Source organism: Pedobacter sp. B4-66, from assembly GCF_018492665.1.
Lineage (GTDB): Bacteria > Bacteroidota > Bacteroidia > Sphingobacteriales > Sphingobacteriaceae > Pedobacter.
In genome coordinates this window covers 897,977-922,012 of sequence record NZ_JAFVME010000001.1, presented here as the reverse complement: position 1 = coordinate 922,012, position 24,036 = coordinate 897,977, and the positions used below count along the sequence as shown (strand labels likewise).

The 24,036-nt window shown below is 37.1% G+C and carries 22 protein-coding genes; 20 read left to right on the top strand and 2 right to left on the bottom strand.

What is annotated here, in order from left to right; translation table 11 throughout:
* Positions 1-328: 328 nt before the first annotated feature.
* Entirely contained in the window at positions 329-514 is a 186-nt protein-coding gene (locus J1905_RS03740; RefSeq protein WP_214225880.1) for a YtxH domain-containing protein, read from the bottom strand.
* Between the two features lie 223 nt (positions 515-737).
* Here J1905_RS03740 and J1905_RS03735 point away from each other — a divergent pair, with 223 nt between their 5' ends.
* The 4 genes from J1905_RS03735 to J1905_RS03720 all read left to right on the top strand — a co-directional run bounded on the left by J1905_RS03735 (position 738) and on the right by J1905_RS03720 (position 4,651).
* Complete coding sequence (locus tag J1905_RS03735) at positions 738-1,739, top strand: ligand-binding sensor domain-containing protein (RefSeq protein ID WP_214225879.1); 1,002 nt, start codon at positions 738-740, stop codon at positions 1,737-1,739.
* A 26-nt stretch (positions 1,740-1,765) separates the two neighbouring features.
* Positions 1,766-3,232 (top strand): gluconokinase, encoded by a 1,467-nt coding sequence (locus J1905_RS03730; protein ID WP_214225878.1) that lies wholly within the window; start codon positions 1,766-1,768, stop codon positions 3,230-3,232.
* 71 nt (positions 3,233-3,303) lie between these two features.
* Positions 3,304-3,819, top strand: coding sequence for a DUF2911 domain-containing protein (locus tag J1905_RS03725; RefSeq protein WP_214225877.1), 516 nt, complete (start codon positions 3,304-3,306; stop codon positions 3,817-3,819).
* 160 nt (positions 3,820-3,979) lie between these two features.
* Positions 3,980-4,651 (top strand): porin family protein, encoded by a 672-nt coding sequence (locus J1905_RS03720; RefSeq protein ID WP_214225876.1) that lies wholly within the window; start codon positions 3,980-3,982, stop codon positions 4,649-4,651.
* Here J1905_RS03720 and J1905_RS03715 read toward each other — a convergent pair.
* Positions 4,644-5,474 (bottom strand): alpha/beta hydrolase family protein, encoded by an 831-nt coding sequence (locus J1905_RS03715; protein WP_250317980.1) that lies wholly within the window; start codon positions 5,472-5,474, stop codon positions 4,644-4,646. The genes J1905_RS03720 and J1905_RS03715 overlap by 8 nt on opposite strands.
* A 160-nt stretch (positions 5,475-5,634) precedes the next feature.
* Here J1905_RS03715 and hemA point away from each other — a divergent pair, with 160 nt between their 5' ends.
* The 16 genes from hemA (at position 5,635) to J1905_RS03635 (ending at position 24,023) form a co-directional block, all read left to right on the top strand.
* Complete coding sequence (gene hemA / locus J1905_RS03710) at positions 5,635-6,861, top strand: glutamyl-tRNA reductase (protein WP_214225875.1); 1,227 nt, start codon at positions 5,635-5,637, stop codon at positions 6,859-6,861.
* Between the two features lie 24 nt (positions 6,862-6,885).
* The gene (gene hemC, locus J1905_RS03705) at positions 6,886-8,466 is read left to right on the top strand and encodes a hydroxymethylbilane synthase (protein WP_214225874.1); all 1,581 of its coding nucleotides are present in this window, start codon (positions 6,886-6,888) and stop codon (positions 8,464-8,466) included.
* A gap of 8 nt (positions 8,467-8,474) precedes the next feature.
* Positions 8,475-9,443, top strand: coding sequence for a porphobilinogen synthase (gene hemB / locus J1905_RS03700; RefSeq protein WP_214225873.1), 969 nt, complete (start codon positions 8,475-8,477; stop codon positions 9,441-9,443).
* Position 9,444: 1 nt separating this feature from the next.
* Positions 9,445-10,818 carry a glutamate-1-semialdehyde 2,1-aminomutase gene (gene hemL / locus J1905_RS03695; RefSeq protein ID WP_214225872.1) on the top strand — a complete coding sequence of 458 codons (1,374 nt, stop codon included), beginning with the start codon at positions 9,445-9,447 and terminating at the stop codon, positions 10,816-10,818.
* Positions 10,819-10,856: 38 nt separating this feature from the next.
* A complete protein-coding gene (locus tag J1905_RS03690; protein WP_108203295.1) occupies positions 10,857-11,723 on the top strand; it encodes a sensor histidine kinase in 867 nt (288 codons plus the stop codon).
* A 2-nt stretch (positions 11,724-11,725) separates the two neighbouring features.
* Positions 11,726-12,430 carry a response regulator transcription factor gene (locus tag J1905_RS03685; protein ID WP_108203296.1) on the top strand — a complete coding sequence of 235 codons (705 nt, stop codon included), beginning with the start codon at positions 11,726-11,728 and terminating at the stop codon, positions 12,428-12,430.
* Positions 12,430-12,945, top strand: a complete 516-nt coding sequence (locus J1905_RS03680) for a hypothetical protein (protein ID WP_173091674.1) — start codon at positions 12,430-12,432, stop codon at positions 12,943-12,945. The genes J1905_RS03685 and J1905_RS03680 overlap by 1 nt, the downstream gene beginning before the upstream one ends.
* A gap of 15 nt (positions 12,946-12,960) precedes the next feature.
* Complete coding sequence (gene hemE / locus J1905_RS03675) at positions 12,961-13,983, top strand: uroporphyrinogen decarboxylase (protein WP_214225871.1); 1,023 nt, start codon at positions 12,961-12,963, stop codon at positions 13,981-13,983.
* A gap of 7 nt (positions 13,984-13,990) precedes the next feature.
* Positions 13,991-14,539, top strand: coding sequence for a protoporphyrinogen oxidase HemJ (hemJ, locus tag J1905_RS03670; RefSeq protein ID WP_214225870.1), 549 nt, complete (start codon positions 13,991-13,993; stop codon positions 14,537-14,539).
* A 79-nt stretch (positions 14,540-14,618) separates the two neighbouring features.
* Positions 14,619-15,185 (top strand): RNA polymerase sigma factor, encoded by a 567-nt coding sequence (locus J1905_RS03665; RefSeq protein WP_214225869.1) that lies wholly within the window; start codon positions 14,619-14,621, stop codon positions 15,183-15,185.
* Positions 15,175-15,888: a hypothetical protein gene (locus tag J1905_RS03660; RefSeq protein ID WP_214225868.1), complete on the top strand. Its 714-nt coding sequence runs from the start codon at positions 15,175-15,177 to the stop codon at positions 15,886-15,888. The genes J1905_RS03665 and J1905_RS03660 overlap by 11 nt, the downstream gene beginning before the upstream one ends.
* 29 nt (positions 15,889-15,917) lie before the next feature.
* Positions 15,918-16,730, top strand: coding sequence for an outer membrane beta-barrel protein (locus tag J1905_RS03655; RefSeq protein WP_214225867.1), 813 nt, complete (start codon positions 15,918-15,920; stop codon positions 16,728-16,730).
* A gap of 235 nt (positions 16,731-16,965) precedes the next feature.
* The gene (locus J1905_RS03650) at positions 16,966-17,535 is read left to right on the top strand and encodes an RNA polymerase sigma factor (protein ID WP_250317979.1); all 570 of its coding nucleotides are present in this window, start codon (positions 16,966-16,968) and stop codon (positions 17,533-17,535) included.
* A gap of 135 nt (positions 17,536-17,670) precedes the next feature.
* Positions 17,671-18,855, top strand: a complete 1,185-nt coding sequence (locus tag J1905_RS03645; RefSeq protein ID WP_214225865.1) for a FecR family protein — start codon at positions 17,671-17,673, stop codon at positions 18,853-18,855.
* Between the two features lie 162 nt (positions 18,856-19,017).
* On the top strand, positions 19,018-22,368 hold the full coding sequence (locus J1905_RS03640; RefSeq protein WP_214225864.1) for a TonB-dependent receptor: 3,351 nt from the start codon (positions 19,018-19,020) through the stop codon (positions 22,366-22,368).
* 23 nt (positions 22,369-22,391) lie between these two features.
* Positions 22,392-24,023: a RagB/SusD family nutrient uptake outer membrane protein gene (locus tag J1905_RS03635; RefSeq protein ID WP_250317978.1), complete on the top strand. Its 1,632-nt coding sequence runs from the start codon at positions 22,392-22,394 to the stop codon at positions 24,021-24,023.
* The last annotated feature ends 13 nt before the right edge of the window (positions 24,024-24,036 follow it).

Sequence of the window (24,036 nt, the reverse complement as noted above, 5' to 3'; positions counted from 1 at the left end):
GAAACAAAATCTTTTTAAATAAATTAGCGTATCCTGACATTTCTAAGACTGTGCACTTGTTCTCATCGGATGGCGGGCTTATTCGAAAGCTGTAAGGATTAATTATCAGGATATTGAAAATTACGCTTTTAAATTACTAAAAATATTAGTAATTTTAATAAATATAATTTTACTGATTTATGAAGGGTATATCAATAACGCCGGAATTTAGGGCTCTATCTGCATCGGAATTGCAAAAACGCTGGAGAAAATCATCTACAGGGATGCCCAAGGACATTAAGAAAGTTCCGGTTTATTTTATTTGGGTACCTCAAAAAACTAAGTAAAGTTAGTGCCGTTGCTTTTCAAGCTCTACTTTTAATTCGTCTTTTAAGTTTTTAGCTTTTTCCATCCATTCGGGTGCTTTTTCTTTAATGTCATCAACTATTGAACGGCCGTTGGTGTCTTTTTTAGTTACATATTTAACTATCCCGTATACGGCGGCTCCTATTAGTGCAGTTTTAAATAATCCCATTTGATTTAAATTTTAATGTACTTAAGATTAACAAACAAAATTGAAAATGGTTTGAATGCCAAGCGTTGACATGATGGTATTTACTCATAAAAATGAGTATTTGATGTTACCGGAGTCTAGTGATCTTTTATGAAATATTGATTTTATCTGCATATTTATTGAAAACCAGGTTGTCTAATTTTGCCTAATGCATTTTATCAGAAAAACATAAAATCCGGTATTTATGAAATGGCTATTAAGCTCTATTTTGATCCTTTCACTTTTGTTGAGTGGGTGTAAAAAGAAGAGTTTAGTAGCTGATCCGGATGTAGTTGATGATGGTGGCTTTGAAACTCCAAAGGGTTGGGGAGTTTATAATACATCGAACTCTAAAATAGCCGATAATCAGATAAATGCTCTTTCTATAGATAACGATAATGTTAAGTGGGTAGGTACGGCTAAGGGTTTGACTAGAATGGAAGGCAGTAATTGGATGGTTTTTGATATCCAGAATTCTCCCCTCCCTTCGTCTTATATTACATCAGTTTTAACAGAAAATAATGGGGTAGTTTGGATCGGGACTGATAAAGGATTGGCTAAATATCATGATCAGAAATGGACTGTTTATAAAAAGGACAATAGTTCTCTGCCTGATGAGCGTATTAGTTGTATGACCTATGATTCAGTTCGAAAAATTACGTGGATAGCAACAGCCAATGGTTTGGTAAGTATAGATGAACAGAACAATTGGAGGGCGTACGATGAATTGGGCGACGAAGCAATATACGATATGGAAGTAGATCGTAATGGTACCCTATGGTTAGGGACCTTTAATCATTTCGCATTTAAAGGGAGAATTAGAAAATTTGATGGGAATGGCTGGACTACTTTTAAGTTAGATGAACTTGGTTATAGGTCTGCTTTCCCCTATAGTTTAGCTATAGATAAGCAGAATCAAGTGCTAGTTGCATTAACAGGTACAGCTGAGAAATCGGTAATTCGCTTTAATAGTACGATATGGTATGAGGTTGCTGGTCCAGAAATGGCAAGGGGCCTAAATGTTATAGCAATAGATAACGATAGAATTTGGGTTGGCGGATTTGATCTTTATCAATTTGGTGATAAAAATGGAGCTGTTTTATCCTCACCTGATACAGATTCTCCTATTAAATGTATGGCAATTGATAGAAAGGGAAGTAAATGGTTGGGTACTATTTATGGAGGTCTCGTTGTTTATAGAGATTGATTATCTTGCAGTATTAAATTGTCATTATGGATTATGTTATAGGGATAGACATGGGTACAGGGAGTGTAAAGGCTGTAGTTGTCGATCTTGAAGGTAAGTCGTTTGGGGCTGTTCAGCATTATTATTCTTTTAACTCGCCAAAGCCTGGGTTTCATGAACAGAATCCAGAAGAAATTTGGGATGCTTTTAAGAAAAGTATGGATGAGATGATTGCTGAAGTTGGCAATCTGCCAAAAGTAATAGGTCTTAGCAGTGCAATGCATAGCCTTATACCAGTTGATAAAAATGGTACCGCACTGGCTCCAGTGATAACCTGGGCAGATAACAGAAGTGCCGAAATTGCTAAAGAACTAAGGGAATCTGAAATTGGCTTGTCAATTTATAAAGCAACTGGCACACCTATACATGCTATGTCGCCTTTATGCAAAATCATTTGGCTAAAGGAGAATGATCCTGATTTATTTAAACTCACGTATAAGTTCATTTCTATAAAGGAATATGTTTGGTACAAGCTTTTTAAAGAGTTTAAGATAGATCATTCTATAGCCTCATGTACAGGTTTGTTTGATGTCAATCAATTAATTTGGAATAAAAATGCCCTGAGTATAGCGGGAATAGACGATAAATTGCTTTCTGAGCCTGTGCCAACGGATTATATGAAATTTATTGAGTCGGGTGTGCCTGTGGTGATCGGTGCAAGTGATGGTTGCATGGCCAATCTGGGGAGTGGGGGTATTAAGCCTGGTATAGCTGTTATGACTATTGGCACAAGCGGTGCTGTAAGAATAGCGAGTGATAAACCCTTACCAAATGAAAAGGCAATGACATTTAGTTATATCCTGGATAAACAAACTTTTATATGTGGTGGCCCAATAAACAACGGCGGTATTGCTTTGCAATGGTGGCTAAAAGACAATATTAAACACGAATTAGAAGAAAACGATTATGAACAGCTTTTTGCAAAAATTGCAGCAATAAAAGCAGGGAGTAATGGTTTGCTATTTCTACCATATCTTACAGGAGATCGGGCTCCAATATGGGATAGCGAAAGCTGTGGTGTGTTTTTTGGGGCAAAATTAACACATGATAAAGCTCATTTTTCGAGAGCTGTGCTGGAAGGAATTTGCTATGCCATGTATGATGTTCTTGTTGCTGTCGAAGAAAATTCTGCGCCAGTTAAACAGATTAATATCAGTGGGGGAATTGTAAAATCAGAAGTCTGGATGCAGATAATGGCAGACATTACCGGGAAAGATGTGGTGATTACACAAACTGAAGATGCTTCGGCTGTCGGTGCTGCATTATTAGCAATGAAAACTCTTGGTTTAATTGCTAACTACCCTGATTTTTTAGCATTTGATTTAAAGACTATTAAGCCGAACATTTCAAATACGGAAATTTATCTTCGAAATTTTATTATCTATAAAAAGCTTTATGCTGATTTAAAGGATACCATGCACGAATTTCACAACATGAACACTCAAAGCAACTAACATTAGCCTTTATTTAATGTGTTTATTTTATTAAAGTTATTTTCTTATCTTGGGGATAAAAACCTAATAGAATGAAAAAAATATTTGTATTAACATTAATTGTCGGTTTGTTTACCGCAATGACTAGTTCTGCTCAGGAAGATAAAAGCAAAAGAGCAAGTCCACCAGCAGCAGCAAAAGAAACCCTTGCATCTGGAGCTACTGTAAGTATTAATTACAGTCAACCTTCAGTTAAAGGTCGTAAAATTGGCGGCGAAATTGCCCCTTATGGAAAAGTATGGCGTACAGGAGCTAATGAAGCTACCATATTTGAAGTAAGTAAAGATGTAAAAGTTGAAGGTAAAGCATTGCCTAAAGGTAAATACGCTTTGCATTCAATTCCTGGAGAAAATGAATGGACTATCATTTTTAACAAGAAATGGGATAAGTCTGGCACTGAATACAATGCAGCAGATGATGCATTATCAGTAAAAGTAAAACCTGGTAAAGCAGCTTCGGCAACAGAGAAAATGACTTTTAAAATTGAAAAATCAGGGAAAGTTAGCCTTTTGTGGGGTAGTGTAGTAGTGCCGTTTACTGTTAAATAGTCGGTAAAGAAATTTGTAAAAAAAAAGCATGCTTCCAACAAAGCATGCTTTTTTTTATTCGGTATTTTGTTTCACTTGCAAATATTTTTTAAAGTGATATCTTCGTTGCTAAATACGTAGTGTATTTAAATTAACGAATCTTGAAATAGTGAAAAAATTAATGCTATCATTAGTAGTCTTAGGAGGACTAGGGCTAGGTGCATCCGCACAACAAGTAAAATATGGGTTTAAGGCCGGTATTTCATCTACAACCTTTAGGGGGTCCGAATCAGAAAGCTCCGGAGATGATATCTCGAGAAACGTATCTTTTTATGGAGGCCTAACAGCTGATATACCTGCTGGGGATGTCTTATCTATACAGCCAGGCTTACTATTTATTGGAAAGGGTTCAAAAACAAAAGATGTGTACGTAAGCGATAATGCACAATACTCTGCGAAAGGTGTAGGTACTGTGAACCCATTTTATATTGAGCTTCCAGTTAATTTTTTAGTGAATATTAGAAGTAAAATGGGTAAGCTTTTTGTGGGAGCAGGGCCTTATGTTGCTGTTGGAGTTGCAGGTAAGATTAAGTTTAAAGGTACTCTTGTAGCTGAAAATAGAAGTAATGATGTTAAAACCTCAGAAAATATTGTGTTCGGCGATAAGCCAGGATCCCATTTAAAGTTCGGTGATGCAGGTATAAATTTTCTTGGTGGTTACGAACTGACTAATGGGTTTAATATTCATGGAGGTTATAGTTTAGGATTAAGTAGCATTAGCTACGGTGACCCTGAAGGATTTAAAACAATGAATAGAGGTTTTACTGCTGGTATAGGGTATAGTTTTAAGTAATAAATTGCAGCGTTTTTTCTACTACCTGCTGGAAATGCACAGGTAGTTTTACCTCTTTGTAGGGATGTGATGCTCCATAAACATGATTGGCTCCTTCAATCTTTTGTATTTTTGCACTTAGTTGTTTCTGTGCCAATTGTTGTGCAACACTAAATTTCACATTTACATCATCATCGCCATGCAAAATTAACCAAGGAATGCTTATTCGTTTGGCCGCATTAAGAATATTAAATTCATCTTCGTGTTTATTAAAATCATCCAATAAAGTGCTGTTTAAAGGCATTTTTTCTTTTGTGCGCGCATTTTCCACATAGATTTTGCCTGTTTTAACCCATTCTTCTTCCTGTTCTTTTTTCCAGAGGCTTGAAAAATCAGCTATTGATGACCATGTAATTAATTTACTAATTCTGGCATCGTTTGCAGCTTTTATTATTGATAATCCTCCACCTCTGCTGTGTCCAATCAAGTAAATAGGGGAGGACCGATAGGTGCTCGAAACATAGTCAACAACCTGATCAACATCAAAAAGCTCCTTGCTAAATGTATTTTCAGCAAAGGCTTCCATATCCGTTACATCATTCAAATTTTGAGCGGTTACTCCGCTGTGACTAAGGTTAAACTTAACATAACGGTAACCATTTTTAGCAAACCACTCAGCAATTAGGTTGTGTGCACCCCAATCTTTAAAGCCTTTAAAGCCGTGAACAAATATTATGGTACCATTGTTTGTATTTTTATCGTCATATGTAGTATCACCAAATATGGTTTTTTCATTTGCTCCTTTTATTGTAAATTGCCCCTTTTGTATCATATATGACTGCATTTATGGTGTTTAGCCAATATAACAATTTTTATGTTGGGATGTTTAAATGAATCTAATTATTTAAAATCTTTCTAAATAACTCTTAATTACAGCATAATGACAGTGGAACAAGGTGGTCTTATTACTTTTGTTTCGCTAAAAATAAACAGGATAATAGATTTTGGAATATTTAAAGATCATTGCTTTTACACATAAACAGATTGACCTCAAATCTTTAGGTAAATTGGTGATATGTGAGCAGACGCTCGATGACAGGTTGAAAAACATTCAATCTGTGTTAGGTGTAAAAGAAATATTCTACGTTGGAACGTGCAATCGTGTCGAATTCGTATTCACTGCCGCAGAAAAAGTTGACAAAGATTTTATTCGTCATTTTCTTACCGTATTAGATATGGGATTGCCTGATCAATATATGGATCAGTTCATAGAAAATGTTTCTGTTTATGAAGAGGGGGAGGCATTTAATCATTTACTTCGTACATCATGTTCTTTAGAAAGTCTGGTTGTTGGAGAAAAGGAAATCCTTGCTCAGATTCGTAAGGCTTATGAGGCATGTAGAGTTGCCGGATTTACTGGCGACTATATGCGGATGATTATGAATCGTGTGGTAAAAACAGCTAAAGAGGTTTACACACATACCAACATCTCCAAGAATCCCGTCTCCATAGTATCTCTTGCCTATCGTAAACTTCGTGATCTAAAAATGTGTGGCAATGTGAAATTGCTTATCATAGGAGCCGGAGAAACCAATAAAAACATCGCTCAATACCTTAAGAAACATAAATACTCTAATTTCTCTGTGTTTAACAGAACTTTAGAACATGCAGAAGTTCTGGCCAAAGATTTAAACGGCACTGCATATCCACTTTCAGAACTGGAAAATTACGATCAGGGATTTGATGTAATTATCACCTGTACCGGCGCTACAGAACCTATCATTACTGAAGCCATCTATAAGAAATTATTAAATGGTGATACCGGTAAAAAGGTAATTGTAGATCTTGCCATCCCTAATGACACTGCTCCTGAAGTGGTGAAAAACTTCCCAATACATTTCATAGAGGTAGAATCTTTAAAAGAAGTTGCCCGCAAAAATATACAAGAACGCTATGATGAACTGGTTAATGCAGAACACATCATCGAACAGAACATCAAAGATTTTGAACTGGTATTGCGCCAGCGCGAAATTGAGATCGCTATGAGTTGCGTTCCTCAGAAAATCAAGGAAATTAAGCATACTGCTATCAATGGTATCTTTGCCGAAGAAATCAATAACCTGGATGAAAACTCCAGAATGGTGCTAGAACGTGTGATGAATTATATGGAAAAAAAATACATCAGTGTACCAATGGTTATGGCTAAAGAGATATTGGTAAAGAATAGCTAGATTTGCCAAAAAATTAGCATCAACGTGAAAAGACTTACTATCGGTACAAGAGGCAGCGACCTGGCTTTATGGCAAGCCAACTTCATTAAAGATAAACTTGCAGGAATTGGCGTTGAGGCAGATTTGAAAATCATCAAAACGCAAGGTGACAAGATTTTAAATCTAAGATTAGATAAACTTGAAGGTAAGGGTTTCTTTACTAAAGAGCTTGAAGAAGAGCTTTTAGGTGGAACCATCGACATAGCTGTACACTCTCATAAAGATTTACCTACTGTACATCCGGCAGGATTAACAATTGCAGCGGTTACAGAACGTGAAGATCCTGCAGAGCTTCTTTTAATTTTAAAAGACTGTGTAGATGTTACCCAAAACCTATCGCTTAAAACGGGCGCAATGGTGGGTACTTCATCTAATCGACGTAAAGCTCAGATATTGGCATTACGCCCAGACCTGAATATTGAAGATTTAAGAGGTAACGTACCTACTAGAATCCAAAAATTAAGAGACGAAGATTACGATGCGATTCTACTGGCTAAAGCCGGTGTGAACCGTTTAAATATAGACCTTTCGGAGTTCCATGTAGAGGTAATTGATACTACAGAAATGGTTCCGGCACCTGCACAAGGCGCTTTGGCTATTCAGATCAGAGAAAACGATACTGAACTATTTGACCTGCTTCAAAAAATACATGATCCGGCAACTGCAGAAGAAATTGCAATTGAGCGTAAGGTGTTAAACCTGTTTGAGGGTGGTTGTCACATGCCATTAGGCTGTTACTGCAAAAAAGAGGATGGATTATATGAGGTTTGGACTTCTAAAGCTGAAACCGACGAAGATTTTCCTGATCGTTTATTTTACAGAGTAGAAAGCCTTGATGGTTTAGCTGAAAAGATTGTAAGCAGATTTGCTCCGGATAGAAAATTCCCATCAACGGTCTTTATTTCCAGAGAAGTTGGAGAGCATAACTATTTTAGAAAGGCTTTAAAGAAACACAACATAGAGATTGATGCAAGATCATTGATCCGCACATTCCCTATTGTAACTGTACTGGATCAATATCATTTCAGACATGTAAACTGGATTTTCTTTAGTAGCAGAAACGCAGTAGATTATTTCTTTAATCTAAAACCGGTGCTGCCTAAGCACGTTAAGTTTGGCGTTGCAGGAAGAGGCTCTGAAGACTCATTAAGGAAGTTTGGCTATTTAGCTGATTATGTTGGTGAAGGGGGAGACATTGATGAAGTAGCTGAACTTTTTGCTAAAGAAGTTGCAGGAACAACAGTGTTGTTCCCCAGAGCTCAGGATTCTTTATTGAGCATCCAGAAAGCTTTAACTCCAGATACAAAAGTAATCGACTTACCTATTTATGAAACGGTATTTGAAGATGATATAGATCGGACTAATGCTGATGTTCTGATTTTTACCAGCCCATCTAATGTTGAAGCTTATTTTGTAGATAATTTATTAGAGCCGGGACAGCAAATTATTGCTATTGGTAACTCTACAGCAAAGAAATTTGATGAAATGGGCCTAAAATATACCTTACCTTACTCACCAGATGAGATCGGATTGGCTGAGGCTGTGTTTGGAATAGAGATAAAATAGAGAGATATATGTTACACCGTCCACGTAGATTGAGGAAAAACCCCGTAGTTAGGGAAATGGTAGCTGAAACAAAGCTGTCGAAAGATATGTTCATTTACCCATATTTTGTTGTACCGGGAAAAAATGTTGTTCATGCTTTAGATGCAATGCCGGGTATCAGTCATTTCTCTGAAGATACATTGATTAAAGATGTTGAAAAGGGCCTTAAATTAGGTGTAAACAAAATAATGCTGTTTGGTGTAGGAGATGAGAAAAGTGAGGATGCACATTCTGCATATCACGATCATTCATTAGTGCCTTCTGCTGTTCGTTTGCTTAAGAAAAATTTTGGTGATGATTTATATATAGTTACTGATGTTTGCGTTTGTTCTTATACAACACACGGACATTGTGGTATATTAGAAAATGATTATGTACAAAATGATGCAACTGTTGAAGTAATTGCCAAAATGGGACTTACCCATGCTCAGGCAGGTGCTGATATGCTTGCACCATCTGATATGATGGATGGTAGGGTTGGAGCAATGCGAAGTGTACTTGATGGTGCAGGTTTTGTAAATACGGCAATCATGTCGCATGCTACAAAATTTGCTTCTGCATATTATGGCCCTTTCAGAGAGGCTGCTGATTGTGCACCAAGCAAAGGAGATAGGAAGGCCTATCAAATGGATTTCAGAAATGGCAACGAGGCTTTGAGAGAAGCGTTGCTTGATGAAAGTGAGGGAGCAGATGTATTGATGGTTAAGCCTGCATTGGCGTATCTTGATGTAATACATAACCTAAAACAGCATGCCGATGTGCCAATAGCATGTTATAATGTATCAGGAGAATACTCTATGGTAAAAGCAGCGGCACAAAAAGGCTGGATAGATGAACAAAAAGTAGTGATGGAGACCATGCATGCATTTGCACGCGCAGGAGCAAGCATTATAACAACTTACCATATAAGAGATATTGTAGAAAAGAATTGGATGTAATATGTTAGAATCTTTAAAAAAAATGTTTTCGGGAAATGAAGGTGATATGCCTGTAAATGCAGGAAGTAAACCGGATATTTCAAGAGAGAAATCGGCAGAACTTTACGAGAAGGCTAAAAACTATTTCCCTGGGGGTGTAAATTCTCCGGTTAGGGCCTTTAAATCTGTTTACGGAACACCATTGTTTATTCAAAAAGGCGATGGATGCTTTGTATGGGATGCTGATGGAAATCAATTTATAGATTTTTGCGGAAGCTGGGGTCCATTAATTCTAGGGCATAACAATGCTAAAGTTCGTGAGAAGGTTACTGAAGTAATGCAGAATGGGATGAGCTTTGGCGCGCCGACAGCATTAGAAAATGAACTTGCTGAACTGATTATTAAGAACAATAAAATTGTAGAAAAAATACGTTTTACCAGCTCTGGCACCGAAGCAGTAATGTCGGCCATCAGATTGGCGCGTGGATATACAAGTCGCGATAAGATCATCAAATTTGAAGGTTGCTATCATGGGCATAGTGATTCGTTATTAGTAAAAGCAGGCTCAGGTTTGGTTACTTTTGGCGAAACTTCTTCTGCAGGTGTTCCTAAATCATTTGCACAGGAAACCATTGTAATTCCTTTGAATGATACTGAAGCTTTGAAAAAAGCCTTCGAACAATTTAAAGATGAAGTTGCTGCGGTAATTATCGAAGGTATTCCTGCTAATAATGGATTACTAATGCAGGATGCTGAGTACATTCAATTTTTACAGAATATCTGTAAAGAGAATAAAGCACTACTGATATTTGATGAGGTAATCACTGGTTTCAGATTAGGATTTGAAGGTGCTGCAGGACATTATGGCATAAAGCCTGACATAGTTACCTATGGTAAAATTATCGGTGGTGGTTTGCCTGTTGGAATGTATGGTGCATCAGCCGAAATCATGTCTCATATCTCTCCTGATGGAGGCGTTTATCAGGCGGGTACGTTATCTGGAAATCCGGTAGCTATGGCTGCAGGTATTGCTCAGTTAACCGAATTATTGCGTTCTGGTTTCTATAAAGATTTAAACAATAAAGCTTCTGAGTTTGCAGAAAGCATCCAGCGTTTTGCAACTGCAAGGAACTACAAATTAAAAGTATTCCATGTAGGTTCAATTTTCTGGTTGGCTTTTACAGATAAAGATAAAATCCAATGTGCGGAGGATATTGATCCGGCAAGCATGGAGAAATTTAAAATAATGCACAGAGAACTGTTAAACAGAGGTATTTACCTTGGCCCATCGGGTTATGAGGTAGGCTTTGTATCGGCTGCGCATACAAAAATAGAGCTTGAAAAAGCAAAGAGAGCAATATTTGATAGTCTCGATGTTGTTTTCAGGAATAAGTAAATTTTGGGTATATTTATAGTAAATAACTAGTAACTGTCTTGAAAAAATCAATCGTTATATTTTACTTCCTGCTATTGTACTCTTTAGTGCAATTGATTTCGTGGGGCACGCTTGTAGTTAAACTACAGCCGTCCAGAATGGCTATGGTAATGGGCGAGGGATCGGTATTTCTATTCTTATTGTGTATTGGAGCGTATTTTTTGCACCAATCTATTAAAAAGGAAGACAGACTTAGAGAGCAGCAGCAGAACTTTTTACTTTCGGTAACACATGAGTTAAAATCTCCTTTGGCGGCTATAAAATTATCTATACAAACCATAGTTAAACGTGATCTGGATAAAGCCAGGCAAACTTCCTTACTGAATAATTCATTAAAGGATATTGAGCGTTTAGACGATTTGGTTGAAAACATGCTGTTGGCTACCAAGATCGAAAACAGGTCCTATTCATTCCCTAAAGAGGAATTTGACCTTTCGGAAATGGTTACAAGAATCACTGATAGATTACAAATCCATTCATGTGGTTGTGAACAGCTAATAAATCCAAAAATACAACCGGGAGTTAAAGTAGTAGGCGATCAGTTTGCACTGTCGTCTGTGGTAACTAATCTGGTTGAAAATGCAGTTAAATATTCTGGACCTTGTGCAGAGGTTGGTGTGGAATTGACAAATAAAGATGGGCATCCTTTTTTAAGGGTAACTGACAAAGGGCCAGGTATCCCTGACGCTGAAAAGATGCTTATTTTTGATAAATTCTATCGTGTTGGTGATGAGAATGTCAGAAAATCGAAAGGAACAGGTTTAGGCCTGTTTATTGTTAAGGAAGTTCTACAAAGCCATGACGCTGACATCAGCGTTAAAGATAACGCACCGCAGGGTGCAATTTTTGAAATAACATTTAGTTGATTATGCCACAGAAATTAAGAATATTACTGGTTGAGGATGAAGACCACTTATTAGATGCAATAAAATTGAACCTTGAACTTGAAGGTTATAAAGTTCATGCGGTAAAAGATGGTAAAACGGCTTTAAAGGTTTTTAAAGAAGAACGTTTTAACCTGATCATTTTAGACGTAATGCTTCCGGAAATGGATGGTTTCCAGGTTTGTGAAACAATTCGTTTAGAAAACACTGAGGTTCCTATTCTTTTCCTAACGGCTAAAAATACAAGCGAAGACCGCGTTATGGGTCTGAAGAAAGGTGCTGATGATTATTTGGTTAAACCATTTAATTTGGAAGAACTGATTTTAAGAGTTGGTATTTTGGTTAAACGCAGTATGAAAGCTGATGACCTGAAAGAACTTAACTCTTACAAAATCGGTGATAAAACGATCTATTTTAACTCTTTTGAATTAAAACAGGATGATGGTGTTATTGTTCCTTTAACAAAAAAGGAAACCATGCTGTTGAAATTATTGATTGAGCGTAAAAACGAAGCGGTATCACGTGAACAGATTTTAGAAACAGTTTGGAACTACGATGTTTATCCATCAACACGTACTATCGATAACTTTATATTGACCTTCCGTAAGTATTTTGAGCCAGATCAGAAAAACCCGGTTTATTTTCACTCTATCAGAGGCGTAGGTTATAAATTTACTGATATTCATTAATGTATAATACCAAAGGCAGGTATGCACTGATGGCAATTTTTATTATTGCCGCTTTAGCATGCCTTTTTTATGAGCAATATCAGCTGGCCGCATTAGGTGGTCTTTTCTTCGCTTTTGTACTTTGGAGTCATTTTAAGCACAGTTCTGTGCTACTTGCTTCTAAGTATTTTAAGAATGGAGAATATGAAAAAGCAGAACGTATATTGGCAGAAGTGCCAAATCCGGATAGACTAGCAAGAAACCGAAGGGGATATTACGAGTTTATGCGTGCTAATATTGCCTTAAAGAAAGAAGAGTATGATGTTGCTGAACATCATTTTCAGATAGCAAGTCGTTTCCCGCTTGGTGGAAAAAATGATAAAGCTTTTGTATTAATCCACCTGGCTAATCTTGCGCTTAGAAAGAAAGATGGAGAGCGGAGTAGGGCCTATATTGCGAAAGCAAAAGAATTGGCTACTACCCCAAAAGCAATAGATATAATTAACAAGATTGAGATAGAAGCGAACAGCTTATAAACAAATTAGAATTACATGAACACGTTATTTTTAGATGCAGCATTTTCAAAGCAAACAGAACGCCCACCGGTATGGATGATGCGTCAGGCTGGTCGTTTTATGCCTGAATACTGGGAGATCAAAAACAAGTACTCCTTCCTTGAAATGTGCAAAACACCTGAAATTGCTGCTGATGTAACCATGTTACCAGTTGATTTACTTGGTATCGATGCTGCTATTTTATTCTCAGATATTTTAGTAACAGGCGAAGCAATGGGTGGAGATTTAAGCTTTACTCAAGGCGTTGGACCAAAGTTTGCAAATCCTGTGCGTACATTAAAAGATGTAGATGCACTTGAGGTTGATGTTTTAGATCGTTTGCAATATGTAGCAGATGCCATCAAAGTAATACAACAACGTTTAAACGGAAGCATTCCTTTAATTGGTTTTGCCGGTGCTCCTTTTACCGTTATGAGCTACCTTGTTGAAGGCGGTTCATCAAAAGATTTTAAAACAACCAAACTGTTGATTCACAATCAACCCGAGGTTGCGCACAAACTATTGGCTAAAATAGCGAAAGTTACTGCCGACTATTTGAATCTTCAAATTGCTGCAGGTGTTAATGCTATTCAAATTTTTGATAGCTGGGCTCTGGCTTTATCATGGAACGATTATCAAGAGTTTTCTCATCGCTATATCCAGGAGATCATTGCTAATTTAAACAGAAAAGACATTCCTGTAATTTCATTCTGTAAAGGTAGTTCTGTATTTGCGCCAATTATGGCAGAAGCAAAACCTGATGTTATTTCTGTAGATTGGAATGCTGATTTATTAAATATCAAGAAAAGCTTACCGGCAGGTATTGCTGTTCAGGGTAACCTTGATCCGCATATCTTGTATGCAGACAAAACGGTTATTAAAAGAGAAATCCATCGTTTGTTCGAGCGTATGCGCGGAGAGAACGGATTTATCTGTAACCTTGGGCATGGTATTATGCCTGATATTCCATTCGACAATGTAAAATATGCAATTGAAGTAATCAAAGACTTTAAATACTAATATAAAGATGGAGAAGTACTATTCCTACATTCTGTCGGTGCACATCATTTTTGTTGTAAGCTGGATGGCAGGATTGTTCTATAGTGTCCGTTTATTTATTTATCATACTGAAGCCGAAGACAGGCCCGAAATTGAACGTAACATCCTGAAAAAGGAATACGAAAGGATAGAGGCTAAACTTTGGAATATCATCACTACACCTGCTATGGTACTAACCGTACTTGCAGGTGTAGGAATGGTTTGTATACGTCCTTATTTATTACAAACACCTTGGTTTCATGTAAAACTAGGCTTTGTAGTAGCCTTGCTGATCTATCATTTTATTTGCCAGAATATCATGAAGCAGCTAAAACACGGTAAATGCAAAATAAGCTCATTTAACCTTAGGTTATGGAATGAGGTAGCGACAATCCTCCTTGTAGCTATTGTATTCACCGTAGTGCTAAAAAGTGCTGTTAACTGGATTTATGGTCTTGTAGGCCTTATTATTTTCTCTGTAGTAATTATGCTTGGCGTAAAGTGGTATAAACACTATCGTAAAAAGCACGACTGCTAAATTCCCTCCCTTTATTTTTTTTTAAATTGCGTGCAACCTTTTATATAGTTGTCTCATCTACTATATACCAAACACACAAATGAAATTGACGCAATATAGTATAAACGAATTATTAGAAGGATGCAAAGCAGGCAACCGGAAGATGCAGGAGGCCCTGTACAGGCAAACTGCGTCTAAAATGCTGGTAGTTTGTATGCGTTATGCTAAAGATAGGATGGAGGCAGAAGACGTATTGCAAATGGGATATATTAAAGTTTTTCAGAAAGTAAATGAATACCGTGGGGACGGAGCATTTGAAGGATGGATTAGGAGAGTTATGGTAAACACTGCAATTGAAAGCTATCGTAAAAATTTAAGAGCTCTGAATGTTGTTCCAATTGAAGATGCTTATGATCAACCATCAACTGGTTTTGATTTTAGCAGGTTAGGAATGCAGGATTTATTAAAAGTGATACAAAAGCTAGCTGATGGTTACAGAGTGGTGTTTAACATGTATATCATAGAAGGATATTCTCATAAAGAAATTGCCGAAGCATTAGGTATTTCTGAAGGGGCAAGTAAGTCGCAATTGTCGAGAGCAAGAGCGATATTAAAAGAAGAAATAATAAAAATGGAGGGCATAAATTATGCAACACATGCAGGATAAAGAGTTTGATAAGTTGTTTAGGGATAGGTTTGATGGGGCGGAAATGCAACCTTCTACAAACTTGTGGGACAGTATATCGAAAGAATTGTCGCCAAAGCCTAAACGTAGTTTACCTGTTTACTGGATGGCAGCAGCGGTAGCTGTAATTGCCGTAACGGTTGGCTTGTTAATGCCAAAAGAAGAAAAAATCAGATTGCAGGCAACGGCAGTGGTAAATAATGAGGTTGCAACGGATAGCTCTGTTGTGGTTACTAAAGCTTCATCGCAGTTAAGTGATGTAAGCTCAGCTGTAGCAGATAAAGTAGAAAGCACACCATTGATTATTGCTCCTCGTGTAAAATTAAGTAGCAAAGAAAAAGAATTGGCCGCTTTGCAACCAAATACAACAATCAATCGTCCTGTTTATAAGCAACCGGAAGTTGTTAAAGAATTAGCGAAAGTTCAACCTAAAGTAGAGCCCCCTAAAGAGGAAGTAGTGTTGGCAAAAGTAGATTTACCTGTGGAAAATACCGATGTTATTACTGAAACGGAACCACAGGAAAATAGAGGGATTAGAAATGTTGGCGACCTGGTAAATTATGTAGTGAACAAAGTAGATAAAAGAGAAAAGAAACTTATACAATTTGATACCAATGATGACAATTCATCTTTAGTATCCATCAACATAGGTTTCATCAAGTTTAATAAGAAGTCAGACAAATAGAATTAGCAAACACACAAACCACACATATAATGAAACGTCTATTATTAACAGCACTTATTGTAAGCGGACTTACCGGTGCTATAGTTCAAGATGCAAGCGCACAACAAGACACTACTATTACTACCAAAGAACGTAAAATGAAAAAGTTCGATATGGATCATGGTGTAGGTATCATAATTGGTAAAAAGGATTCAACAGGAAAAACCAATACGTCGAAGGGTCGTTTTATTGGTGGAATAACAATAACCAGAGTTGATCTTGGCTTTTCAAGGCTAATAGATAATGGAAGCTTTACATTGTCGCCGGAAAACGACTTTCTTGATTACAGAGGTGGCAAAACAAGTACTTTCTCTTTTGATATATTACAATTGGGCTACCGTTTCAACTCTAATTTTAAAATCTATGTGGCAGGTGGTTTCGACTGGACACACATTAGATTGAATAAAGATATTACCATTCAGAAAAACCAAAACAAGCTGACTTACATTGATGAGGACATCCATTTCTCTAAAAACCGTTTCTCTAGCAGCTATGTGCACGTACCTTTAAATTTCGAATTACGTACTAAAGAGAATGAACATGGCAATCGTTTTTACTTCGTATTCGGACCAGAGGTTGGCTTCCTTTTAAATGGAAAAGTTAAACAGATCAGCGACGAAAGAGGGAAAGTAAAAGTTAGCGATGATTATAACTTCCAGTCGTTCCGTTATGGCGGTACATTGAGGTTAGGCTATGGCTCATTCGGAGTGTTTGCAAAATATTCTGCTAGCGATATGTTTGCAAGCGAGCCTCAAAAAGGATTAAAGAATATGTCATTCGGCGTTACGGTTGGCTTAAATTAGAACACACAACACACAAATAAAACCAATCCCGTGGTATATTACTGCGGGATTTTTTTGTCCAACATTAATTTTACACACCTATTACGCGGGTTAACTTGTGAAGTAGGATTTCTATTTTTATGTTTGAATAAATCATTGCGCTTCACAGCTTTGAAAGCCAAGTCACACAGGTTTTGTTTTCCCTAGGAAGGCCCCTAAAAATGATAATTCATGCTACAAAAACTTTCATGTGCTCATGTATAGTCAGTTAACGGATTTTGATTTAAGCGAATTATTGAAAAATGGTGAGGAAAAGGCTTTTAGAGAAATATATGAGCGTTATTGGGATAAATCTTATGTTGTTGCATATAAGCGCCTTAATGATGTTATAGAGGCAGAAGAAGTAGTGCAAGATATTTTTTGTAACCTTTGGCGTAAGAAAGCTTCTTTTATACTTACTAAGGGATTCGATAACTATTTTGCGGTAGCAGTAAAGTTTGAGGTGATTAATCGGTTAGCAAAACAAGCAAGACAATCTGTTATGAAAAAACAGGCGTCCAGGGTTTTTTCTGAGGTCGACAATTCTACTATTGACGATTTTGATTTAAAAGAATTAAAAAAACAGCTGCAAGATTCTATTGATGCCTTGCCAGAAAAATGTGGACAGGTGTTTAGATTAAAATACGAAAAAGAATATACACAATATCAAATTGCACAGGAGCTCAATATTTCCGAGAAAACAGTTGAAGCTCACCTTTCAAAAGCACGTAAAACCCTCAAAAAAACCTTTGGCAGTATTTTAGGGCTGCTTATTTGTTTTTTATAAAGACAATTGGGTAACCGTTTTAATGCTGCTGGTATGTGCTGAATAAAAAATAAAATAAAATATTTTTCTTAGCACTAAGGGATTTGTGCTTTTTGTTTGGCTATCTATAAAACAACCAAGTATAAAAGCAATCTAATGTCCGAACAAAAATACAATAAGGGTATTCAGGAACTCGCCCGGAAATGGCAGGAAGGCACCATTACTGAAGAAGAAAAATTGCTCTTTAATCAATGGTATCATTCTTTTGAGGATGTTTCTTTGGAAGAGGTTACTTCTGAAAATCCTGAGCATTTAAAAATACGCTTATACAAGGCCATCTCTGAAAAAGAGCAAATCTACGTTAACAGATCATGGATTTTCAAAAACCTGAGATACGTTTCTGCTGTTGCAGCTACTTTGTTTCTTTTGCTTTCAATTGGAGGTTATTTTTATTTCAGTAATACTAAATCGGCACAGCAAAATCAGATTTCTCAGAGTAAAACACATGACCTTGCACCAGGTGGTAACAAGGCAGTCCTTACTTTGGCCGATGGTTCTGAAATTGTTTTAAATGATGCAAAAAACGGAGTGCTTGCCAGTCAAGGTAATTTGTCTGTTTCTAAGAACAAAGAAGGGCAGGTAGTTTATCAGGTTCTTGAAAACAAAAGTAGCAATCAGAAAGAAGTTGTTTATAATACAATCTCTACCCCACGAGGTGGTCAGTACCAGATTAATCTTCCAGATGGTACAAAAGTTTGGCTTAATGCAGCATCAACCTTAAAATTTCCACTCGTTTTTAGTAAAAATGAAAGAAGAGTAGAACTTACAGGTGAAGCTTATTTTGAAGTGAATACTTTGGTTTCTTCAAAAAGCAAATCCAGGAAAGTTCCTTTCATTGTTAAAAGCCAATCTCAGGAAGTGGAAGTATTGGGCACCCATTTCAATGTCAATGCTTATGGAGATGAAATAGATACTCGAACTACACTACTCGAAGGGTCAGTTAAGGTAGCTCAGCTTGGATCTCAAAATTCAAAACTTTTAAAGCCCGGACAACAATCAATTGTCGACAAAACAATTACCGTTACTAACGTAGATGCCGAGCAGGCAATAGACTGGCAAAAGGGATATTTTTCATTTGACAATGAAAATGTAGAAAGCATAATGCGGAAAATTTCGCGCTGGTACAATGTAGATATTGAATATAAAGACAATATACGTTACAGAAAGTTTGCAGGAAGGATTTCAAAATTTGAAAACGTTTCTCAAATCCTAAAGATAATGGAAAAAACAAAAGTTATCCATTTCAAAATGGAAGAAGGGAGGATTGTTGTTATGCCTTAAAACTCACTACTAAAATTAAACAGCCTATTACAAGATAATTTTGCAACAATTGATGTTGCACCAAATAACCAAATATAATTAAACCTGAGATCAATGTATAAAAACTGCATTAGATTAGTGTACAGTTGCAAAAACTGTATTTCTTTAAAACTTCTGCTCGCTATGAAACTGACCTTTATTATTCTGCTAGCTACGCTCCTGCAGGTGCAGGCACGTGGATATGCACAGAAGATAAGTATAAACGCTCGAAACGTAAGTATTGAGCAGGTATTCAAAGAAATCAAAAAGCAAACCGATTATGATTTCTTTTACGATCTGGAAATGTTGCAGAAAACGAAACCCGTTACTATCTCTGTAAAAAATTCTCCAATTGAAGATGTCCTTAAACAGTGTTTTGAGGGACAATCACTAACTTATGATATAGACCAAAAAACTATAATTGTTAAAAAGAAAACTGAAGGCTCTGCAATAACCATTAGTAGATCTGTTAATCTCGCTGTAGTAATTAGTGGAAAAGTAACTGATGAAACAGGTGGGCCACTTCCGAACGTTAGTGTACGTGTAAAGGGAACTACAACCGGTGTAAGTACCAGTAGTGATGGAAGTTTTAAAATTAATGCCCCTGATGAAAACGCTACCCTTGTTTTTACCTTTATTGGTTACACCACTAAAGAGGTGCCATTAAACGGACAGCGTACTTTGGCTGTTCAGTTGATACCTGATCAAACTGCATTAGACGAGGTAGTTGTTGTAGCCTATGGTACGCAACGTAAATCTAGTGTAGTTGGTGCTGTGGATCAGGTTAGAGCAAAACAAATTGAAGACCGTCCTGTAGGTAACCTTACCCAGGCTCTTCAAGGATCATCACCCAGTCTGGTAATTCAGCAACGTAGCATGAATCCGAATGATAATTCGATGAACATCAACCTTAGGGGGATCAGCACGTTTGGTAATAACTCTCCATTATTGGTAATTGATGGTGTAATCAGTGATGACATCAGCAATATGAATAACCTTAATCCAAACGATGTTGAAAGCGTTTCGATATTAAAGGATGCCGGTAGTTCAGCTATTTACGGATCCCGTTCAGCAAATGGAGTTATCTTAATAACTACAAAGCAAGGGAAATTGGGAATGAAACCAGTGGTTAAATTTGGTGCTATTTTAGGTTCTCAAAACCCTGAAATATTGGTTAAGCCTTTAAGAGGCTATCAAAATGCACTATTGCGTAATGATTCCTTTCTAAATGTAGGTGAAAAACCAATCTATTCTTCTCAAGACATCGATCAGCTTGCAACAGGCGATAGCGAATATTTTTTAAAAGGTATTTTAAAAAATGGGATGCAGCAAAATTACAATGTGAGTGTACAAGGTGGGTCTACAAATACCGCCTACATGATATCTGCAGGTTACTATGATCAAGAGAGTAACTTCAAAGGACCTGACTATGGTTTAAAACGTTACAACTTCCGCTCCAACCTAACTACTGATATTGGCAAGCTTAAGCTTACTACAATATTATGGTATGATAGGAGTGAAGGTAAAGCCTACCAAGGTGATACAGGATTTCTGATTGCTGATGCTTCGCGTTTACCTGTGTATAATAACTATATTTTAAAAGATGCTAATGGTAGATACTATAACAATGATGTTCTTACTGGAGGAAATCCACTGGCTTCATTGGAGCATGGAGGATATACCAATAGTAACAACGATCATTTTCAAGGTAGTTTAAATGGAGAATTTCAAATCATCGATGGGTTAAAAGCAAAAGGGTTGGTAGGATTTGATCTTCGCCCGGAAACGCGATTAATCAGAAGATTCTATTGGCCAATTTATGGTTTGTCTTCGAATGAAAATGATGCACCAATTAATATAGGTGATTCAAAAAACTACAGTATCGAAGATTACAGCGGTAAAGCTACCCTGTTGAATACGCAAGTGATGCTTGACTACAATAAAACATTTGGAAAACTTCATAATGTTACTTTTTTGGCAGGTGTTTCTAATGAGTCTTACAGACAGCGTCGTCAGGAGATTAAAATGAAATTTGTAGATCCGGTATTGGGCATTCCTATTGAAGGAACCATTATTGATCCAACAAGTTACAATACTGTTGGAGGAACTACAGAAAGAAGTATCTATTCTTACTTTGGCAGAACAGGTTATTCTTTTGCTGATAAGTATTATGTTGAAGGAAGTTTCCGCTACGATGGTTCCTCTAAATTTGCTAAAGAAAACCGTTGGGGTTTTTTCCCTTCAGTGTCATTAGGATGGCGCATTACAGAAGAGGGATTCTTCGATTTCTGGAAAAATAAAATAGGTGATTTGAAAATTCGAGGATCCTACGGAACACTTGGAAACCAAAACATCGATGATTATCAAACATTCACAACCTACGATATCTATCCTAACCAGTATGGTTTTAACAATGTTGCCGTACCAGGAACAGGTTATACTTTTGGCAACCCGGAATTAAAATGGGAAACCACATCTTCGTTCAATATTGGTGCAGATGCAACTTTCCTAAGAGGTAGTCTTACCGCTACTTTTGATTATTTCCACAAAACAACAAAAGATATTTTGTTAACTCCTCAAACCCCACTTACACTAGGTGGAGCTGTTCCTAAAGCCAATTTAGGTGAAATGGCCAACCAGGGATGGGAATTTAGTGTTAATTACAATCTGAGCCATAGCGGATTTCGCCATTCATTTGGGCTAAATATTGGAGATTCGTGGAACAAGGTTACTAAGTTTGAAGGCTTCGAGCAAATTAGCAAAGCTGATGAAATTGAGCGTATAATTCGTGTTGGCTTACCGTTGTATAGCTATTATGGCTATAAAACAGAAGGCTTATTCCGTAATGAGGATGATATTAAAAATTCGGCACTCCCTATTGGAATACTTCCTCAGCCCGGAGATGTGAAATACAAAGATCGTAATGGTGATGGTGTTATTGATGATAACGACCGATACGTATTAGGACATGCATTTCCACGTTTGACTTTCGGCTTTACTTACGATGTTCAATGGAAAGGGTTTGACTTGAGTATGTTGTTACAAGGAGTAGGCAAACGCGACATGGCTTTAAGAGGTGAAACTATTGAGCCATTCCATAGTGGATATTCAAATGTAATGTTTGAACATCAGCTGGATTATTGGACGCCGGCAAATCCAGATGCTAAATGGCCGAGACTTACTCCGCAAAGTAATTCTTCTACTGTTAACAATTATGGTAAAGGCTCCGATTTCAATATTTTCAATGCGGCTTATCTGCGCGTAAAAAACATTCAAGTTGGTTACACTTTGCCTAAAACCCTAACTACAAAGATTGGTATGAGCAAATTGCGTGTTTTTGTTAATGGACAAAACTTACTCACTTTCAGTAAAAATTCTTTCATCGATCCGGAATCTACTGAGTTCGGCGGAAGCATGAATGCAAGTGGAGCAAACAGCGCTCGTAATTACCCATTATTGAAATATATAGGCGGTGGCTTTAATGTTGAGTTTTAATGGACAATATATATAAGGGAATCATGAAAAGGAAAATTACAATATATAGCCATCTGGTTTTAATGGTGGCAGGCTTGTTTGTTACCGGCTGTGTTAAGCTGGACGTTACACCAACCAATAAGTTTACAGATGAAACTTACTGGACATCGGAAGACAAGGCGAATTCTGTTTTAAGTATGGCCTATCGACAAATGTTTAGTAGCGATTATTTCATTGCGAATGAGATATTGAGCGATAACGTTTATAACGGATATGGAACATCTAATGAAAAACTCATTTCAACTGGTCTGGCGGATGCTTCTAACGGACGTTTTGAAGGGGAATGGGGAGCTGCCTATGGTGGAATAAAAACTTGTCATACTTTTTTGGCAAATGTAGATAGGGTAACATCGATGACCCAGCTGGTTAAAGATAGAAGAAAAGCGGAAATACGTTTTATACGTGCTTCTCTTTATCTTGAATTGACTACCTGGTATGGCGATGTACCACATTTTACTGCAGATATTACCGCTGAAGAGGCTAAAAAAATTGCACGTAAACCTCATGCCGAAATTATGGAATGGATTCATAAGGAGTTGGATGAAGTAGCTGCTACATTACCAAGTCGTGAGGAGTATCCTGCCGCAGATAATGGAAGAATAACAAGAGGTGCAGCTATTGCATTAAATGCACGTGCATATTTATATGAGAACAACTGGACCAAAGTAGCTGAATATTGCGATAAATTAATAAACACTTCTACTTATGGCTCATACAGTTTATTCTCAAATTATGAAGAATTGTTCTGGGTGAAAAATGAGTACAATAGTGAAATTATCTTGAGTATGCAATATGTTCCTGAATTGAGAACTTGGGGTAACCTGGTTGACTTTGCGCCAATGTCTACCAATGCTCGTCTTAATTTGGCTGGCCCAACACAAGGATTGGTGGATAGCTATTTAATGAAAAATGGTAAAAAATGGACTACAAATGATCCTGATTATGCTGATCGTGATCCCAGGATGGGAGCAACCATAGCTTATGATGGCTCCGAATGGATAGATAGATCTGGTGTTACCTATAATATTGTTATTCATCCTGACGGTACTGCTCCTGCAGGTAGAAAGTCTGATAAATATACAGGTCCCGGTTCTACTCAAACTGCTACTGGTTATTACTACCGCAAATTTTGTGACCCAACACCTTCGTCGTATACTGGCGGTGGATGGGATTCAAATTTAAATCTGCCTTTAATTCGTTTTGCTGATGTACTACTGATGTATGCTGAAGCTAAAAATGAATTAGGTCAGATGAACAGTACAGTATGGGATCAAACTATAAGAAAGTTAAGACAAAGAGCTGGGTTTGATAACACAGGTGATGCATTAGATCTCCCTAGTAATGATCAAAATTTATTACGTGATGTAATCCGTAATGAACGTCGCTGCGAGTTAGCGTTAGAAGGCTTACGTGTGTTTGACATCCGTCGTTGGAAGACTGCTGAAACAGTGTTAACTCAGCAACCTCGTGGAGCAAAATTTGATAAAAGCAGCGGAACTTATGATTACATAAAGTTTCCTGCAGGAAATTTTAGTCGAAATCGTGATTATTTGTGGGCAGTCCCTAGAAAGGAACGTTTGCTAAACTCAAATTTATCACAGAATCCAGGATATTAACCATTAACAAAGA

Excerpts from the sequence above, each read along its gene's own strand:
- J1905_RS03740 (WP_214225880.1), bottom strand. The coding sequence starts at position 514 with ATGGGATTATTTAAAACTGCACTAATAGGAGCCGCCGTATACGGGATA.
- J1905_RS03735 (WP_214225879.1), top strand. The coding sequence starts at position 738 with ATGAAATGGCTATTAAGCTCTATTTTGATCCTTTCACTTTTGTTGAGT.
- J1905_RS03730 (WP_214225878.1), top strand. The coding sequence starts at position 1,766 with ATGGATTATGTTATAGGGATAGACATGGGTACAGGGAGTGTAAAGGCT.
- J1905_RS03725 (WP_214225877.1), top strand. The coding sequence starts at position 3,304 with ATGAAAAAAATATTTGTATTAACATTAATTGTCGGTTTGTTTACCGCA.
- J1905_RS03720 (WP_214225876.1), top strand. The coding sequence starts at position 3,980 with ATGCTATCATTAGTAGTCTTAGGAGGACTAGGGCTAGGTGCATCCGCA.
- J1905_RS03715 (WP_250317980.1), bottom strand. The coding sequence starts at position 5,474 with ATGCAGTCATATATGATACAAAAGGGGCAATTTACAATAAAAGGAGCA.
- hemB (WP_214225873.1), top strand. The coding sequence starts at position 8,475 with ATGTTACACCGTCCACGTAGATTGAGGAAAAACCCCGTAGTTAGGGAA.
- hemL (WP_214225872.1), top strand. The coding sequence starts at position 9,445 with ATGTTAGAATCTTTAAAAAAAATGTTTTCGGGAAATGAAGGTGATATG.
- J1905_RS03685 (WP_108203296.1), top strand. The coding sequence starts at position 11,726 with ATGCCACAGAAATTAAGAATATTACTGGTTGAGGATGAAGACCACTTA.
- J1905_RS03680 (WP_173091674.1), top strand. The coding sequence starts at position 12,430 with ATGTATAATACCAAAGGCAGGTATGCACTGATGGCAATTTTTATTATT.
- hemE (WP_214225871.1), top strand. The coding sequence starts at position 12,961 with ATGAACACGTTATTTTTAGATGCAGCATTTTCAAAGCAAACAGAACGC.
- hemJ (WP_214225870.1), top strand. The coding sequence starts at position 13,991 with ATGGAGAAGTACTATTCCTACATTCTGTCGGTGCACATCATTTTTGTT.
- J1905_RS03665 (WP_214225869.1), top strand. The coding sequence starts at position 14,619 with ATGAAATTGACGCAATATAGTATAAACGAATTATTAGAAGGATGCAAA.
- J1905_RS03660 (WP_214225868.1), top strand. The coding sequence starts at position 15,175 with ATGCAGGATAAAGAGTTTGATAAGTTGTTTAGGGATAGGTTTGATGGG.
- J1905_RS03655 (WP_214225867.1), top strand. The coding sequence starts at position 15,918 with ATGAAACGTCTATTATTAACAGCACTTATTGTAAGCGGACTTACCGGT.
- J1905_RS03650 (WP_250317979.1), top strand. The coding sequence starts at position 16,966 with ATGTATAGTCAGTTAACGGATTTTGATTTAAGCGAATTATTGAAAAAT.
- J1905_RS03645 (WP_214225865.1), top strand. The coding sequence starts at position 17,671 with ATGTCCGAACAAAAATACAATAAGGGTATTCAGGAACTCGCCCGGAAA.
- J1905_RS03640 (WP_214225864.1), top strand. The coding sequence starts at position 19,018 with ATGAAACTGACCTTTATTATTCTGCTAGCTACGCTCCTGCAGGTGCAG.
- J1905_RS03635 (WP_250317978.1), top strand. The coding sequence starts at position 22,392 with ATGAAAAGGAAAATTACAATATATAGCCATCTGGTTTTAATGGTGGCA.